The 15,840-nt window shown below is 40.2% G+C and carries 14 protein-coding genes; 9 read left to right on the forward strand and 5 right to left on the reverse strand.

The window, feature by feature from the left end; all coding sequences use genetic code 11:
• Positions 1–72 precede the first annotated feature (72 nt).
• Positions 73–660, forward strand: coding sequence for a YceI family protein (locus tag P3J6_RS05660; RefSeq protein WP_010390366.1), 588 nt, complete (start codon positions 73–75; stop codon positions 658–660).
• Positions 657–1,175 carry a DUF1285 domain-containing protein gene (locus tag P3J6_RS05665; protein WP_198522431.1) on the forward strand — a complete coding sequence of 173 codons (519 nt, stop codon included), beginning with the start codon at positions 657–659 and terminating at the stop codon, positions 1,173–1,175. The genes P3J6_RS05660 and P3J6_RS05665 overlap by 4 nt, the downstream gene beginning before the upstream one ends.
• Here P3J6_RS05665 and yihA read toward each other — a convergent pair whose 3' ends face one another.
• Complete coding sequence (gene yihA / locus P3J6_RS05670) at positions 1,176–1,817, reverse strand: ribosome biogenesis GTP-binding protein YihA/YsxC (RefSeq protein WP_138607234.1); 642 nt, start codon at positions 1,815–1,817, stop codon at positions 1,176–1,178.
• Between the two features lie 281 nt (positions 1,818–2,098).
• On the opposite strand from yihA, the gene P3J6_RS05675 reads away from it, so the two are divergent.
• The 3 genes from P3J6_RS05675 (at position 2,099) to P3J6_RS05685 (ending at position 4,591) form a co-directional block, all read left to right on the forward strand.
• Positions 2,099–2,731 (forward strand): c-type cytochrome, encoded by a 633-nt coding sequence (locus tag P3J6_RS05675; protein WP_008112717.1) that lies wholly within the window; start codon positions 2,099–2,101, stop codon positions 2,729–2,731.
• Positions 2,732–3,478: 747 nt separating this feature from the next.
• Positions 3,479–4,063 carry a Der GTPase-activating protein YihI gene (gene yihI / locus P3J6_RS05680; RefSeq protein ID WP_008112715.1) on the forward strand — a complete coding sequence of 195 codons (585 nt, stop codon included), beginning with the start codon at positions 3,479–3,481 and terminating at the stop codon, positions 4,061–4,063.
• A 12-nt stretch (positions 4,064–4,075) separates the two neighbouring features.
• Positions 4,076–4,591, forward strand: a complete 516-nt coding sequence (locus tag P3J6_RS05685; protein WP_010390378.1) for a DUF2489 domain-containing protein — start codon at positions 4,076–4,078, stop codon at positions 4,589–4,591.
• 67 nt (positions 4,592–4,658) lie between these two features.
• On the opposite strand, the gene hemN is transcribed toward P3J6_RS05685, so the two are convergent.
• Both hemN and yjgA read right to left on the reverse strand, forming a co-directional pair.
• Positions 4,659–6,032, reverse strand: coding sequence for an oxygen-independent coproporphyrinogen III oxidase (gene hemN / locus P3J6_RS05690; RefSeq protein WP_198522432.1), 1,374 nt, complete (start codon positions 6,030–6,032; stop codon positions 4,659–4,661).
• Positions 6,033–6,148: 116 nt separating this feature from the next.
• On the reverse strand, positions 6,149–6,673 hold the full coding sequence (gene yjgA / locus P3J6_RS05695) for a ribosome biogenesis factor YjgA (RefSeq protein WP_010390384.1): 525 nt from the start codon (positions 6,671–6,673) through the stop codon (positions 6,149–6,151).
• Positions 6,674–6,818: 145 nt separating this feature from the next.
• Between yjgA and pmbA the strand changes: the two genes are divergently transcribed.
• From pmbA to P3J6_RS05710, 3 genes are all read left to right on the forward strand, one after another.
• Positions 6,819–8,168, forward strand: a complete 1,350-nt coding sequence (pmbA, locus tag P3J6_RS05700) for a metalloprotease PmbA (RefSeq protein ID WP_138569778.1) — start codon at positions 6,819–6,821, stop codon at positions 8,166–8,168.
• A gap of 109 nt (positions 8,169–8,277) precedes the next feature.
• The gene (locus P3J6_RS05705) at positions 8,278–8,757 is read left to right on the forward strand and encodes a DUF721 domain-containing protein (RefSeq protein ID WP_054202561.1); all 480 of its coding nucleotides are present in this window, start codon (positions 8,278–8,280) and stop codon (positions 8,755–8,757) included.
• A 239-nt stretch (positions 8,758–8,996) separates the two neighbouring features.
• Positions 8,997–11,069 (forward strand): M13 family metallopeptidase, encoded by a 2,073-nt coding sequence (locus P3J6_RS05710; protein WP_198522433.1) that lies wholly within the window; start codon positions 8,997–8,999, stop codon positions 11,067–11,069.
• Positions 11,070–11,177: 108 nt separating this feature from the next.
• Here P3J6_RS05710 and mutT read toward each other — a convergent pair whose 3' ends face one another.
• Entirely contained in the window at positions 11,178–11,576 is a 399-nt protein-coding gene (gene mutT / locus P3J6_RS05715; protein WP_198522434.1) for an 8-oxo-dGTP diphosphatase MutT, read from the reverse strand.
• A gap of 70 nt (positions 11,577–11,646) precedes the next feature.
• Positions 11,647–14,355, reverse strand: coding sequence for a preprotein translocase subunit SecA (gene secA / locus P3J6_RS05720; protein ID WP_198522435.1), 2,709 nt, complete (start codon positions 14,353–14,355; stop codon positions 11,647–11,649).
• Positions 14,356–14,977: 622 nt separating this feature from the next.
• Between secA and P3J6_RS05725 the strand changes: the two genes are divergently transcribed.
• Entirely contained in the window at positions 14,978–15,748 is a 771-nt protein-coding gene (locus tag P3J6_RS05725; RefSeq protein ID WP_138621371.1) for an NADP-binding protein, read from the forward strand.
• Positions 15,749–15,840: the final 92 nt, after the last annotated feature.

Here is a 15,840-nt window from a genome sequence, read left to right on the forward strand (position 1 = left end):
TTAGTGATTTTCAATTTGACTGATCAAAGTATTATTTTTTCGGGTATAAATCTTTTATTTTAGGAGTGCATTATGTTTAAAACGTTAGCTGTAGCAGGTTTATCTTTATCATGTTTACTAGTTTCAGGTGTTGCATCGGCAAACTGGCAGTTACTCAACGATAAAAGCCAATTAAGTTTTGTCTCAATTAAAAAAAATAGCATTGCTGAGGCAAGCCATTTTACTCAGTTATCAGGGCAATTGAGTGAGCAAGGTCAGTTTAGCGTAAATGTTGATTTAACCTCAGCTGAAACGTTTATTCCTATCCGTAACGAGCGCCTAAGCAAAATTTTGTTTGAATCTGACACATTTGCAAATGCAGTATTAACCGCTGACTTATCTGATAAATTGTCACTTATTAAGCAGCCTGGTCAGTACGTATTAAAAGGTGTTAGCGCCGAGCTAGACTTTCACGGTCATAAAAAGCCACTTGCAGTTGATGTACTTGTTAGTAGTGCGGAAAACGGGGATTTAAGCGTAGCATCATTCAAGCCTATTATTATTAATAGCGATGACTTTAAAGTCACCGAAGGGATAATGCAGTTACAAAAACTAGCCGGCTTACCTTCGATTGCTACTGCGGTACCGGTTACTTTTGCACTGACCTTTAAAAAACAGTGATTTCTCTTAACGAACTTAGTAAGCAACTAAGCGAGCTAAGTAAACCTTTTGAACAATGGCAGCCTGCTCATTGCGGGCAATTGCCACTGCTGATTGACGAACAAGGTAAATGGTTTTATGCGGGTAGTGAAATTACCCGCCAAGCCATGATAAAGCTGTTTGCTAGTGTGTTGTGTCGCGAAGATGGACAGTTTTATTTAAAAACGCCAGTAGAGAAAATTGCGATTGAGGTTAAGGATGCGCCATTTATTATTGTAAGTTGGCATCGTGAGTCGACCTCTGATGGTGATGTTATTTGTTGTATTGATAACCTACAGCGTACCTGGCTACTAAGTCGTGCTGAGCCGCTACATATTAATAATTACAAAGGCGCTGCAGTGCCTTATATGCAATTACCCTATGGTTGTTTTGCGCGAGTTGCCAGAAATGTGTTTTATCAGTGGGCTGAAATAGCCGAAACTGATGAGCTCGGCTATTTTATTACCTCCGCGAATGAGCGGTTTTATTTAGGGTAATTACTCTGTGTCAGCAGGTGGAATTGCTACGATTGGACCTAAGTACCACTCATCTAACTTTTTAGCGACTTCTGGTAAGCCTGTGCCTTTAAGTGATGAAAAAGCATGAACTGTTATATCGCCATCTAATTCACTCAATTCACGACGAACACTAAGTACCTGTGATTTACGTGGACCTTGCTTGAGCTTATCTGCTTTAGTTAATAGTGCCAATACTGGAATTTCACTACCTACAGCCCAATTAATTAAATCGCGGTCTAAATCTTTCAATGGGTGACGAATATCCATCAACACCACAATACCTTTTAAGCTTTGACGTTTTTGTAGGTATTCGCCTAGCGACTTTTGCCATTTCTTTTTCATTTCAATTGGCACTTTCGCAAAGCCATAACCTGGTAGGTCAATTAGGCGCATGTTATCTACATCGGCAAGTTCAAATGTGTTGATCAGCTGAGTACGGCCAGGTGTTTTACTAGTACGTGCTAACTTTTGATCGGTAAGGGCATTAAGCGCACTTGATTTACCTGCATTTGAGCGACCGGCAAACGCGACTTCAATTCCCGTATCAGCAGGTAATTTAGTGATGTCTGGCGCGCTTGTAACAAAAGACGCAGTGTTATACTTGATACGAGATTTGAGCACAGGCTCTCCTAAAACTAAAAAAAATAACATTGGGTAAACCAAATTCACCCGTGGCGCGTATTTTATACTATAAAGTAGCTATTAAAAAGTGTATTTGAGCATGTAAAACCGTTGCTGATGGTACATTTTAACTGGCTTAGCGATTAATTTTACTCAAAACCCTATAATTTATAGGTTTAATGTGTGTAGAAAACGTGCCAGAGAATTTAATATCGTGTAGAATATAAAAATCACAACATCCATATTGTAGATGATACAGGGTCGGAAACAGAGAATTCACCATGAAAAAAATAGCACTATCTTTAACTATATTGCTTGGTGCGTTGTCAGCAAGCAACGCAACAGCATTTGATGGCGATGTAAACGCAGGTAAAGAAAAATCAGCAACGTGTGCGGCTTGTCACGGCCCAGACGGTAATGCGCCGGTTAACATCTACCCAAAAATTGCAGGCCAACACGCAGATTACATATACAAACAACTTACTGAATTTAAATTAGGTATGACTTCGGGCGGTAAAGAAGGTCGAATGAATCCAGTAATGAGCGGTATGGCAATGCCATTGAGCGATCAAGATATGAAAGACTTGTCTGCTTACTTTGCTTCTTTGAACATGTCTGAAGGTGCTACACCTAAAGATGTTCAAGAAACAGGCGCCATGTTGTACAAAGCGGGTGACGCTGAACGCGGAATTCCATCATGTGCGGCTTGTCATGGTCCACGTGGTAATGGCTCTTCACTAGCTAAATTCCCAAAAATTTCTTTCCAACATCCAGAATACATCAAGTCACAACTTGAGCAGTTCAGAGATGGCACTCGTAATAACGACCTAAATGGTGTTATGCAAGATATTGCTAAGAAACTTACAGATAAAGACATTGAAACATTATCTAAATACCTAGGTGGTCTACACTAAAGTCGTATTTATTTAGATATTGTTAACATAATACAATGTTAAATAGACAAAAAGCAGCTTTGGCTGCTTTTTTTGTTTCTGAAATGACCGATAAAGCCCCTTCACTTGTAAGACATTGACCATACTTTAATGTAAGAAAAGTCTCATTTTATTTTTATTTTTTAAGTTAACTTATTGTAACTTATATTTTTTAACCTTTTTTGTTATGTTTTACACAAGAAAAAAGATATAAATTAGTTGTAACAAAATTATTAACGAGTAAATTAACCCCTGTCGCAACAATAATAACAAATAGGAAAACGTTATAAGGATCGTAGCGCGGCACGACTAAATAGCACATTGAGAGTGCTACTAAAGGAAATAACAAAAAAGTGTCAGGAAAGACCGAAAATAATAAAAACTCATGGAAGTTTAATAATAAAAACAAAATGGAATGCTACACGGAAGATAAATAATAATAATACGGATAAAGAAATAATAATAAAAATAATAAAGACTAAAAAGTCGAAGGGAGAAGTGTCCATATAATGGCGCTCAGATTAGCAGGCGGTAGAGATGTTTTCTCTACCGCCTTTTTATTTGTCCTGTTACAATACCCCCGTTTAAAAAAAGCATCTAAATATGCTTTGGCGTATATAGAGAAACCCAACCTCTAAAACGCAAACCGAATTCTTCTGGCTAGGCCAGCATCGCGATGCCCATTGAGTTGCGCCTCGCTCAAAACCTCTTAAGTGAGACGATCAAGATATGAGTAGAAAGAAAAAGTCACGTAAAATTCCATCAAATGGACCCGTTCGTTTAAGCCAAGATAAGCTTAAAGAAATGCGTGCATTGAAAGAGCAACGTGTAAAGAAAACCAAAGGCGCTAAGCCTGGTTCACGTAATGCACCTGATGCATTGAGTAATGACACTCAAAAAACAGGTTCGGCTGCTAAAGACAAACGTGTTGGTAGTAAAAAAGCAGTACCATTAGTTGCCCCAGCCGCTGAACCAAAAGTCGAAATGAAACGTAACCTTAAGCCTGTAGCAGAGCTTAAAAAGGCGATTGAGCCTGAGTTAACGCCTGAGCAAGAATTAGAGGCGCTTGAAAATGATGAGCGCTTGCTTAAATTAGTTGAGCGTCATGAGCAAGGTGAAATGCTAACGGGTAAAGATGCTAAATACTTTAATAGCCGTATAGCGCGTCACCAAGTGCTGTGTAAGTTATTAGGCATTGAAGATGAAGAAGAGTTTGAAGATGACTTCAGTGATGAAGAAAGTAATTCAGATTTTGATCAATACCTATCAAACGACCTAGCTAATGAATGGCTAGATGACGACGAAGATAAGTAATAAGGATACGCAATGAGTACAGCAGTGATCTTAGCCTTAGTTGTAGGTGCTGCTATTATAGCGGGCTTGGCATTTTATGCGGGTCAGTTGCTCTACAAGCTAAATGTGCAAAAAAAGCTAATTAGCAAACAACAGGCAGAGCAACAGCAAAAACTTAAGCAGTCGCGTTTAAAACGTAATGCAAAGCTAGCCGATAGTATTCATTTAATTGCACGTGCGATGAATGAAAAGCAATGTGATTACTCTGAGGGCTGTTTACGTATTTGGGTGCTGATGTCGCAATATAGTTTTGATACTGAGCGCGACTTAACAACTGCATACCCAGGCATTTATAAAATGTACGACGTGGTAAAAGAAATGCCAACTCACGATTCGCGCAAAAAGTACGCTAAAAAAGAAATTTTTAAGCAAGATACCGCACGCTGGCGCGCAGAAGAATCACTGAGTGATGAAATTGAAGCTGACTGTAAAAAAATCATTGTTGAGTTTAAAGCAGCCCAAGGCAGCGAAAACGTGGTTTTTAACTAGCACTTAGATTTTACAGCATAAAAAAAGCAGACCTAGGTCTGCTTTTTTTATGCGCGCTAGTTTTAAATTATATAACCCGTGAAAAGCGCGTCGCATTCAGTTGTTTTTGTAAATGCGCATCAAAACACATACAAATAATACGAATAAATAAATTCCCTTTTGGCGTCACCTTAATGATGTCATCTTCTATTGTTACCATCTCATCGGCAATTAATGGTGCTAGCGCCTCTAAGGCATCTTTAAAGTAATCGCTAAAGTCTATCTTATGTTGGTTAGCAAATTGGCCCATATCAAGCTCAAACTGGCAAATAAGCTGCTTAATTGCATCCGCACGAATAAGGTCATCTAGTGTTAAATGCATCCCTTTATTAATGGCACTGCCTGCTTGCTCGTCGACTGCTTGGTAATAGTGTTTTAGCTCTTTTTTATTTTGTAATATGGCCGTACCTATTTGCGAAATAGACGAGACCCCTAAGCCGAGTAAATCACATTCTCCATGGGTAGTGTAACCTTGAAAGTTACGATGTAGTTGGCCGCTATTTTGAGCAATGGCCAATTCATTATCAACTTTTGCAAAGTGGTCCATACCTATAAACTGATAGCCCGCTTGGGTCATTTGCTCTAGGGTATTTTTGAACATAGTGAGCTTATTATGGGCACTAGGTAAATCAGCATCTTTTATTTTACGTTGAGCGGCAAAGCGCTCAGGTAAATGAGCATAGTTAAATACTGAAACACGGTCGGGGTCTAAGGCAATCAGTTGCTCAATAGTTTGCTGAAAGCTTTCAGGTGTTTGCAGTGGCAGCCCATAAATCATATCTGCATTAATTGATTTAAAGCCTAATTGTTTTGCTTGGGTAATTAACTGCTTTACCTCATCAACATGTTGAGGGCGGTTAACAGCTAGCTGAACTTGATCATTAAAATCTTGAATACCAAATGACACACGATTAAATCCCATCTCGCTTAAGTCAATCAGCATATTGTCAGCCAGTGAGCGAGGGTCTATTTCTATACCGCGCTCACAGGTATCGCTAAAGTTAAAGTGTTGCTCTAGTAGCTTTACTAAGCGAGTCATTTGGGCTGCGGTCAAAAAGGTTGGAGTACCGCCTCCTAAATGTAATTGCTCAACCCGATAGTCTTGAAATAGCGGCGCTTGTGCGACGATTTCTTTAGCTAAAAAATCTAGGTAGGTATCAGCTTTAGATTGATGGCGAGTAATAACTTTATTACAGCCACAGTAATAGCAAAGCTGGCTACAAAAAGGAATGTGAATATATAAAGACAAAGCACGGGTTTGCGATGATTCAATAGCGCTAATCAAATCTTGTTGCTGATAGCCGTCAGCTAACGAAAGTGCAGTCGGGTAAGACGTGTAGCGCGGGCCCGATACATTGTATTTGTTTATTAAAGTTTGATCCCATTGAGGAAGTTTAATCATCACGCGCACCTTATCTTTTAAGTTGCTGCGTATTGTAAAAAAGGAAAGGGGAAGGGGTTTTGATCTACAACAAAAAAAGATGCCGTAGCATCTTTTTAGTATGTAACGTGGCTGCGTTACATTATGGCGTCTTTTAAATACTGAAATAGCTCTTTGTAGCCTCTCGCAGGCTTTTCTGCTTTTACTTCTTTGGCCGCATTACGCACCAGTTGGCGCATTTTTTGGCGCTCAAGAGCTGGGTATTGTTCAATTGTTTCGTTGATTAAGTCATCGCCTTGCTCAATTAAATCACTGCGCAGCTGCTCAATCTTTTTGATCATAACCTCTGCTTGGTTATTTTTATTAAGCATTACATCAATGATCGCTTTAATTTCTTCAATGTTTTCTACTGTACGAAGGGTTTTTGCTATGTAATTTAAGTGGCGGCGGTATGCATCACTTTTATTACTAATTTTATCGGCAACAACCATTGCTTCTTTTAAGTCATCATTAAGCGGTAAGCGTTCGCGCTGCTTTTTACCCATTTTGGCAATTTCAGACCCTAACTGATGAAACTCTTGCGCTTCGCGCTTAAGTTCACTTTTTGATACATATATAATTTCTTCTTCAATTTCAGCAGGCTTGCCTTTTTTCTTCGCCATGGGGTGCTCTTAAGTAAAAATAACTTTGTCTATTATACGCGATTCTTTTAGTGATTAATATTAGCTGATGTGGTGCAGTGAGTGTGTTAGCATTTAAATATAAAAAATGTGTGCAACATGGCCTTCAGGGCTCAGGACAGAATTTATGAAAAGCCAACACCAAGATCCAATTTATTCGCAAATTTCTCAAGTAAAAGATGCCGTTTCTGAAGTACTCGAACATGCAAAAAAACTAGGCGCTACTGCTGCAGAAGCTGCTATGTCGAGCACATCAGGGCTGTCGGTAAGTACGCGCATGGGCGAGGTAGAAACCATTGAGTTTAATCAAGACGGTGGTTTAGGTATTAGCGTGTATGTTGGTAATAACAAAGGCTCCGCCTCTACGGCTGACTTAAATCCAAAAACATTGCGATCTGTGGTCGAAAAAGCCATAGATATTGCTAAATTCACCTCAGATGATCCGTGTAATGGTATTGCTGATAAAGAATTACTTGAGTTTTCGCCTAAAGATTTAGATTTATTTCATCCTTGGGATGTAAGTCCTGAGCAAGGGATTGATTTATGTCATGCTGCTGAGCAAGCCGCATTAAATGCGGATGAGCGAATTGTGAATTCTGATGGTGCTAGCTTTTCTTCACACCAAGGGCTGCGAGTGTATGGCAATAGTCATGGTTTAATTGCAGGCTACCCAAGAACACGCCATAGCATAAGCACTATGGTAATAGGCAAAGAGGGCGAGCATATGCAGCGCGACTCAGCCTACACAATTTCCCGCGATCAAGCAGGGCTAAAAGATGCTGCAAGTGTTGGGCTTGAAGCCGCTGCAGAAACCCTAGCTAAACTAAACAGTCAAAAACTAGGTACCATGAAAGTGCCGGTTATTTTTAGAGCCGATATTGCTAACTCATTGTTTGGCCATTTAGTGTCTGCAATCGGCGGTGGCGCACTGTATCGTAAATCCAGTTTTTTACTGGATAGCTTAGGTACACAAGTGTTCAGCAAAACCGTTAATATTTCAGAGCGCCCACACCTACTAAAAGGGTTAGCATCATCACCTTTTGATAGCGAAGGGGTTAAAACTCTAGACAGAGAAATAATACACGGTGGTGAATTGCAAACATATTTATTAGCGAGCTACGCAGCGCGTAAAATGAATATGACGCCAACAGGCCATGCCGGTGGTATTCATAACTGGTTGGTTGAGCAAACCCATCAGGACTTAGCTACACTATTGAAAACCATGGGCACGGGTTTGTTAGTCACTGAACTTATGGGGCAGGGTGTAAATACCGTGACTGGTGACTACTCTCGTGGTGCAGCTGGTTTTTGGGTTGAAAATGGTGAAATACAGTACCCAGTAAGTGAAATAACTATTGCTGGTAACTTAAGAGATATGTTTAAAGGTATTTCAGCTATTGGTGGCGATATAGAGCGACGTGGTGGTATTCAAACAGGTTCAGTGCTGATTGAGCAAATGCAAATTGCGGGTGCTTAATACCCATCCACAATAATACTTAATTCAGCGAATTGGTATACACCCACTTTGTTTGCTTAAATTAAGCTTAATTTAAGCAAACTTTCCTTTGAGGTTTTTAAGGTGTGATATGGCTAAAGATAGATATGCGCCAAAACCATTAACCGACATTATGGCCGGGCTAAACAACCGTTTAGCAGCCTATGCGGGAAAAAGCCAAGCATTGGATACACAGCAACAACTGTTACGCGATTTTTTAGGGCCTAAGCTAGGCGATAAATGTCGAGTAAGTAATTATCGTGACGGCACACTGATGATAGAAGCTGTTTCAGCTCCTATTGCTCTTAGGCTTAATTATTTAAAAATGGATATGCAGTCTCATTTTAGAGCCGCAGGTATGGCAGAGCTTGGACAAATAAAAATTACCGCCAATCCACAAGCAACTCAACGATTAAGTAATCGTCCTAAAGCGACAGATAGCCAAGCGACTAACTCTCTTAAAATGAGTGAGCAAACGGCTGATTATTTGAATGCGATCGCCGATTCTGCCCCTCCTTCATTAAAAGAAAAGCTGCAGCGCTTAGCATTACATGGCAAAAGTAAGCCCTAGCTAGCCCTCATGCTAGGCTCTTTTTCACGCTTTGAACAAACGCAAAATACTTTGTTACATATTCGATTTTATTGTTATTTAAATCAGGTTTATTATGCTTAGCTAGTGCTTCCTAAATTAGGTTGTAGCTGATGCGTATTTCATTAAGCAGGTAATAGACTGCATCCTATTGTTGTTTTTTTTGAGTTATCAAATCTTAATGAAATGCGTATTTATTCTAATTAATATACGGAATTCTTATGAAAAAAATAACAATGACTGCCGCCAGTATTGCACTGGCGTTAGGTTTGGTTGGCTGCGGCGAAAAGCCACAACAAATGAAAGCAGAATCAACCACAGTAACTGCACCGGTGGCGGCTCCTGATGCGCTAGGTGTTGATTTACAAAATATGGATAAAAGTGTTCGTGCACAGGATGATTTTTATTACCATGTTAATGGTCAATGGTTAGCAAAAACCGAAATTCCAGGCGACAAGTCTAACTATGGGTCGTTCTCACAGTTATATGATGAATCGCAAAAAGCAATGAAAACAGTGCTTGAAAACGCCAGTGCTAATAGTAGTGCAAAACCAGGTTCAGATGAATATAAGATTGGTGCATTTTATTCTAGCTATATGGCTGAAAATGCTCGTGAAGAGTTAGGTATTTTGCCACTTGAGCCAGCTATTAAAAGCATTGATACAGTGAAAGATAAAGCCGCGTTGGTCACACTGATGGCACAGCTACAAGTTAAAGGTGGCGATCTTCCTTTTGGCTGGTATGTTAATAATGACGCTAAAAACTCAAGTGAAAATGCGCTTTATGCCTATCAAGCGGGACTTGGTTTACCTGACCGCGACTACTATTTAAAAGATGATGAAAAATTCACAAAAATTCGCGCGGCTTATCAAACGTATATCACCGATATTTTAGCTAAAGCTGGCGTTAATAATGCCGCTGATGCAGCCAAAGCGATATTAGCACTTGAAACGTCACTTGCCGATGCACAGTGGAGCCGAGTGCAAAGCCGTGATGCAACTAAGTCATACAATAAAATGACGGTAGCTGAAGCTAACTCGCTAATGGGTGAGTTTGATTTAAATGCCTATTTCGAAGCAGTTGGCGTTGATGTTCAAGAGTTAATTGTGCGCCAACCAAGTTACTTTGAAAAATTTGCAGAGATTTTCAACAATACTGACTTAGCTGTTTGGCAAAACTATTTAAAATTCCATTTTGTTAGTAATTACGCGCAGCTACTTAATAAAGATTTAGTGGATTTGAAGTTTAATTTTTACAGCACCACGTTGCGTGGTGTTGAAGAGCAAGCACCACTTTGGAAGCAAGCCGTTGATGCATCAAACAGTGTACTGGGTGAAATTTTAGGTAAAGTCTACGTTAAAGAAAACTTCCCGCCAGAAGCAAAAGCACGTATGGAAGAGTTAGTTGATAATGTGATTAAAGGCTATTCAGTGGCAATTGAAAACCTTGAGTGGATGAGCCCTGAAACAAAAGTGGCGGCGCAAGAAAAACTCAATAAGTTTACCCCTAAAATTGGTTACCCAGATAAATGGAAAGATTACTCAGATTTAGCGATTAACCCTGATGAACTGGTAGGTAACTATATTCGCTACAGTGAATGGGCTTATGCAGATATGATTGCTAAATTAGGTAAGCCAGTTGATCGCTCTGAGTGGCATATGACTCCACAAACAGTGAATGCTTACTACAATCCAGTGAATAACGAAATAGTATTCCCTGCGGCGATTCTGCAGCCTCCTTTCTTTAATTTAGAAGCGGATGATGCGGTTAACTATGGTGCTATTGGTGCGGTTATTGGCCATGAGTTAGGCCATGGCTTTGATGACCAAGGTGCAAAATACGACGGTGATGGCAATTTACGTAATTGGTGGAGCGAGTCAGACCTTAAGCAGTTTGAACAGCGAAGTGCTGCCTTAGTTGCACAGTATAATCAATATAAACCGTTTGAAGATGCCAGCGTTAATGGTGAGCTGACACTGGGTGAAAACATTGGTGATTTAGGCGGCTTAACCGTCGCTTATAAAGCGTATCAGCTATCGCTGGGTGATTCGAAAGCGCCCATTATTGAAGGCTATACGGGCGACCAACGCTTCTTTATGGGCTGGTCGCAAATTTGGCGTCGTAAATACCGTGATGAGGCATTACGTAATCGTTTAATGACGGATTCACATTCACCGAGTCATTATCGCGTAATTGGTATTTTGTCGAACATGCCAGAATTTTACCAAGCGTTTGATGTTAAAGAGGGCGATAAAATGTATATCAAGCCTGAAGATCGCGTAAAAATTTGGTAATTTGAGCTAAAATTAGCTTAAGCGGTTAGAGCCATTAATCGCAAAATAAAAAGCCAGTGAGCATCATGCTCACTGGCTTTTTAGTTACTTATATACCTGATAATAAAACTAGCTATATTTTGTTTTTATGGCGCTGATTATCTCAACATTAGCCGCAGGAAAATCATAGTTATCAAGTTCGTCTATGCTGACCCATTCGCTTGGTTGTCCTTCTGCGCCATGAGCTTGACCGTTAAAGTTACTGACCACATGCACATTAAGTTGTACGCATTTATCGCCATAGTCATGCTCTATAGTGATAAGTTCGCTTGAGCTGTGAATAGTCAGCCCTACTTCTTCTAGCAGTTCACGTTTTAGGGCTTGAAACACACTTTCTCCAGCTTCAACTTTGCCACCAGGAAACTCCCATAACCCACCTTGATGTTGCTCATCTGCACGTTTACAAATAAACAAATTGTTATTTTTTTTAATTACACCCACAGCAACATTGATGATTACTTTAGTCATTACCTCTCCCTTAAATAGCATAAAAAAAGCGACGCAAGCGTCGCTTTTTATCTAACGTAACAAAGTGGTGTTATTTTAATTTACCACAACATTGTTTGTATTTTTGGCCTGAACCACATGGACATGGATCGTTACGGCCAACTTTTGGCTCGCTACGTGCCATAACCTGAGCGCTTTGCGGTGCTTCACCACCTACGTGCTCTGCTTCTTCATGTTGATATTCGCGAGGGGCATTTTCACTTTTACGGTGTTGCTCTTCTACTTTTTCAACATCTTCTTCAGCGCGAACTTGCACTTTACTTAAAATACCGACCACATCGACTTTTAAGTTTTCTAGCATTTCAGAGAATAACTCAAACGACTCACGTTTGTATTCTTGCTTAGGATTCTTTTGTGCGTAACCACGTAAGTGAATACCTTGGCGTAAGTGATCCATTGCAGCAAGGTGGTCTTTCCAATGTTGGTCAAGACTTTGAAGCATAATGGCTTTTTCAAACTGACGCAGTACAGAATCGCCGACCATTTCCTCTTTTTGCTTGTAGGCTTGTTCAACCGCTTCTTCAATACGCTCACGAAGTTTTTCTTCGTACAGTTTATTGTCATCAGCTAACCACTGAGTAATTGGTAACTCAATTAGGAAATCTTGCTTTAAGCGCTCTTCAAGCCCTGGGATATCCCACATTTCAGCCAAGCTTTGTGGGGCAATGTATTGATCAATTACACCAGCGAGCACATCACCACGGATAGCGGTAATCGTTTCTGAAATATCACCTTCTTCAAGCAATTCGTTACGTTGAGAGTAAACAACACGACGTTGGTCGTTTGCTACATCATCGTACTCAAGTAGCTGTTTACGCACATCAAAGTTACGTGCTTCTACTTTACGCTGAGCGTTTTCTATTGCGCGGTTAACCCATGGGTGTTCAATCGCTTCGCCACGTTGCATACCTAGTTTACGCATCATGTTAGTCATGCGCTCACCAGCAAAAATACGCATCAGTGCATCGTCCATCGATAGGTAGAAACGGCTTGAACCGGCATCACCTTGACGGCCAGAACGACCACGTAATTGGTTATCAATACGACGTGATTCATGACGCTCTGTACCAATAATGTGTAAACCGCCGGCATCAATTACTGCATCATGGCGAATCTTCCATGCGGCTTTAATTTCGGCAATTTGTTCGTCAGTTGGGTTTTCAAGTTTTTCAACTTCACTATTCCAGTTACCACCCAGTACAATATCGGTGCCACGACCAGCCATGTTAGTGGCAATAGTAACAGTCCCTGGTAAGCCCGCATCAGAAACAATGTCTGCTTCTTGTGCATGGAATTTAGCATTAAGTACATTGTGCTTAATTTTTTCTTTGCGTAAAAACTGCGACAAGTACTCAGAGCTTTCAATTGAGATAGTACCTACAAGTACTGGCTGACCACGTTCTTGACAGTCTTTAATGTCTGCTAAAATGGCTTCGTACTTTTCTTCTTGCGTTAGGTACACCAAATCTGCGCGATCATCACGGATCATTGGCTTATTGGTTGGCATGACAACTGTGTCTAAACCGTAGATAGACTGAAACTCAAATGCTTCTGTATCGGCTGTGCCTGTCATACCTGCTAGCGTTTCGTACAAGCGGAAGTAATTTTGGAACGTAATCGAAGCTAACGTTTGGTTCTCGTTTTGAATTTTCACACCTTCTTTTGCTTCTACGGCTTGGTGTAAACCTTCTGACCAACGACGTCCTTCCATAGAGCGACCTGTGTGCTCATCAATAATGATAACTTCGTTTTCTTTAATAACGTAGTCAACATCTTTTTGGTAAAGCTTGTGTGCACGAAGAGCTGCATAAACGTGACTAAGTAGCGTGATGCTCGCTGCTGAGTACAGTGAATCACCTTCTTCAATTAAGCCGCGCTCTGTAAGAAGCTCTTCAACTTTTATTTGCCCACGCTCAGTTAGGTGAACTTGCTTAGATTTTTCATCGATAGTGAAATCGCCATCGCCTTCAATCCCTTCCTCATCTTCTTTTTCTTGTAGTTCAAGTAAAGGAACAATGGTATTTATTTCAGTGTAAAGCTCTGAGCTGTCTTCAGCTGGGCCTGAAATAATAAGCGGCGTTCGCGCTTCATCAATTAGGATTGAATCCACTTCATCCACTACGGCATAAAACAATGGGCGTTGAACGCGCTCATCAATGCTAAATGCCATGTTGTCACGTAGGTAGTCAAAACCAAATTCGTTATTGGTACCGTAAGTGATGTCAGCTTCATAAGCTTGTTTTTTCTGTTGTGGCATCATGCCCGGAACATTACAACCAACGGTTAAGCCTAAAAACTCAAATAGTGGACGGTTGGTTTCAGCATCACGCTTGGCTAAGTAGTCATTCACGGTAATGACATGAACGCCTTTGCCTGTTAAGCCATTTAAATAAGCAGGAAGCGTTGCTGTTAGTGTTTTACCTTCACCAGTACGCATTTCTGCAATACGGCCTTGTTGTAAAACCATACCACCTAATAATTGCACGTCGAAGTGACGCATACCGTTTACACGCTTTGACGCTTCACGTACCACAGCAAATGCTTCTGGTAGAATATCGCCTAAGCTTTGTCCGTTATCGTAACGTTCTCTAAACTCAGCTGTTTTAGCTTTTAAATCTTCATCTGAAAGCGCTTCTAGTTGCGTTTCAAGTGCATTGATCAGTGCGACCGTCTTTCTTAGGTTTTTAATAGTGCGGTCATTGCGACTACCAAAAATCTTGGTAAATAAATTAGATATCATGATAAAACCGTTACAATGTGTTTTTTTGCTAGCCGTGCATCGGCTAACCCATTTTTTACAATTGATAATTAATGTATTCTTTAAATTAACCTTTAGGACACATTAATTAGCAATTTTGTATTAAGCTGCTTAAAAAGCACTGTTTATTACCTGCGCTACTATACCAGACTCTGCTAAACATCAAACTACCTCTATAAAAAGATCTTCATTTAAAACAGAAAAATGAGATCTCGCTCATAAAAATAGCGTTATGTAACGAAACTTGATTAAAACTGCAGATAAACAGACTCTGAAGATATGGTGTTGAATAAATTAAAAACAAGGGTGAAACGCCTAAATTTTACCCTTAAATGCTTTGCTTGCGGTCATCGCTTTTTAACTCTTAAATTGCACAATCTTTTTATTTATTACTCTTCGTAAGTCACTTAAGCCATACGGTTTATCGGCAGGTGCATATACATGGTAGCGGTATCATTAAATAAGCTACTAATCGCAAATGAAGCGTGTGTTAATATCTTATGTAATCAGCGTTTGCTAATATTATTTTTAGTAGTATAGAGTTCATCATATTTTTTGTTGCTATAAAACGCGTTGATTGAGTTTTAATAAAAGGGAAAATAAAGTGCAAACCAACAAAGATAACTTAGTAGTCCTTGGCGCTGGCTGGCTTGGCCAAGCCTTATGTATTGATGCACAAAAACAAGGTTGGCAAGTGCAAGGAACTCATCGTAGTGACACTCATCAATTTGATTTTGAGCGTCAGTTTGTTTTACAAAACGGCGAGCTGCAGCATCAAGTAGATTTACAAAATGCGTATTGGGTATGTGCTATACCGCCGCGCAGTCGTGACAGCGAAAGCAATTATTCGCAAGTGCTGGAACAGGGGTTAAAGCTGGCAACTGAGCTTAATTGCAAAGGTTTTTTATTGTGCTCATCGACTGGAGTGTATGATCAAGAGCCTGGAGTTTATAGTGAAAGTAGCGATATATCTGGCACTAACGAGCGACAAATAAAGCTCTATGATGCTGAAGAGCAAGTTCTTGAACAGCAAGGTAAAGTACTGCGCTTAGCTGGGTTGTTGGGGCCAAACAGAGAGCCGGGTCGGTTTGTGGCGGGTAAGGAACTCAACACCTCTAGTCAGCAAGTGGTGAACATGGTGCATCAACAAGATGTGATCAATGCCATTTATGCGGTACTTAACAATTGGTCACAAGGGCAAAGCATTTATAATGTAGTTAACCCTGCGCACCCGAGCAAAGCAGATTATTATGCACAAAAGTGTGAGCTGTATGGCACACAAATGCCAAGTTTTAGTAGTGATGAAGTCGCTGAGCGCAAAGTTATTGGCTCAGCGATAGAAGCGCTGGGTTTTAGTTATCAGTATGGTATTTAACCTGAACTCTGAATAATAAATCTATCTCAAGCAGCTATTTTCAGTGCTAACTGCGTTGAATTTACTTGCAATAGGCGAGCTTTCGACGCGTA

Origin of the sequence: Pseudoalteromonas sp. 3J6 (assembly GCF_903995135.1) — a bacterium.
Lineage (GTDB): Bacteria > Pseudomonadota > Gammaproteobacteria > Enterobacterales > Alteromonadaceae > Pseudoalteromonas.

Bases quoted from the DNA above. Each gene is read 5' to 3' on its own strand.
- P3J6_RS05685 (WP_010390378.1), top strand. From the start codon at position 4,076: ATGAGTACAGCAGTGATCTTAGCCTTAGTTGTAGGTGCTGCTATTATA.
- P3J6_RS05660 (WP_010390366.1), top strand. From the start codon at position 73: ATGTTTAAAACGTTAGCTGTAGCAGGTTTATCTTTATCATGTTTACTA.
- hemN (WP_198522432.1), bottom strand. From the start codon at position 6,032: ATGATTAAACTTCCTCAATGGGATCAAACTTTAATAAACAAATACAAT.
- yihI (WP_008112715.1), top strand. From the start codon at position 3,479: ATGAGTAGAAAGAAAAAGTCACGTAAAATTCCATCAAATGGACCCGTT.
- P3J6_RS05710 (WP_198522433.1), top strand. From the start codon at position 8,997: ATGAAAAAAATAACAATGACTGCCGCCAGTATTGCACTGGCGTTAGGT.
- pmbA (WP_138569778.1), top strand. From the start codon at position 6,819: ATGAAAAGCCAACACCAAGATCCAATTTATTCGCAAATTTCTCAAGTA.
- secA (WP_198522435.1), bottom strand. From the start codon at position 14,355: ATGATATCTAATTTATTTACCAAGATTTTTGGTAGTCGCAATGACCGC.
- mutT (WP_198522434.1), bottom strand. From the start codon at position 11,576: ATGACTAAAGTAATCATCAATGTTGCTGTGGGTGTAATTAAAAAAAAT.
- yjgA (WP_010390384.1), bottom strand. From the start codon at position 6,673: ATGGCGAAGAAAAAAGGCAAGCCTGCTGAAATTGAAGAAGAAATTATA.
- P3J6_RS05705 (WP_054202561.1), top strand. From the start codon at position 8,278: ATGGCTAAAGATAGATATGCGCCAAAACCATTAACCGACATTATGGCC.
- P3J6_RS05675 (WP_008112717.1), top strand. From the start codon at position 2,099: ATGAAAAAAATAGCACTATCTTTAACTATATTGCTTGGTGCGTTGTCA.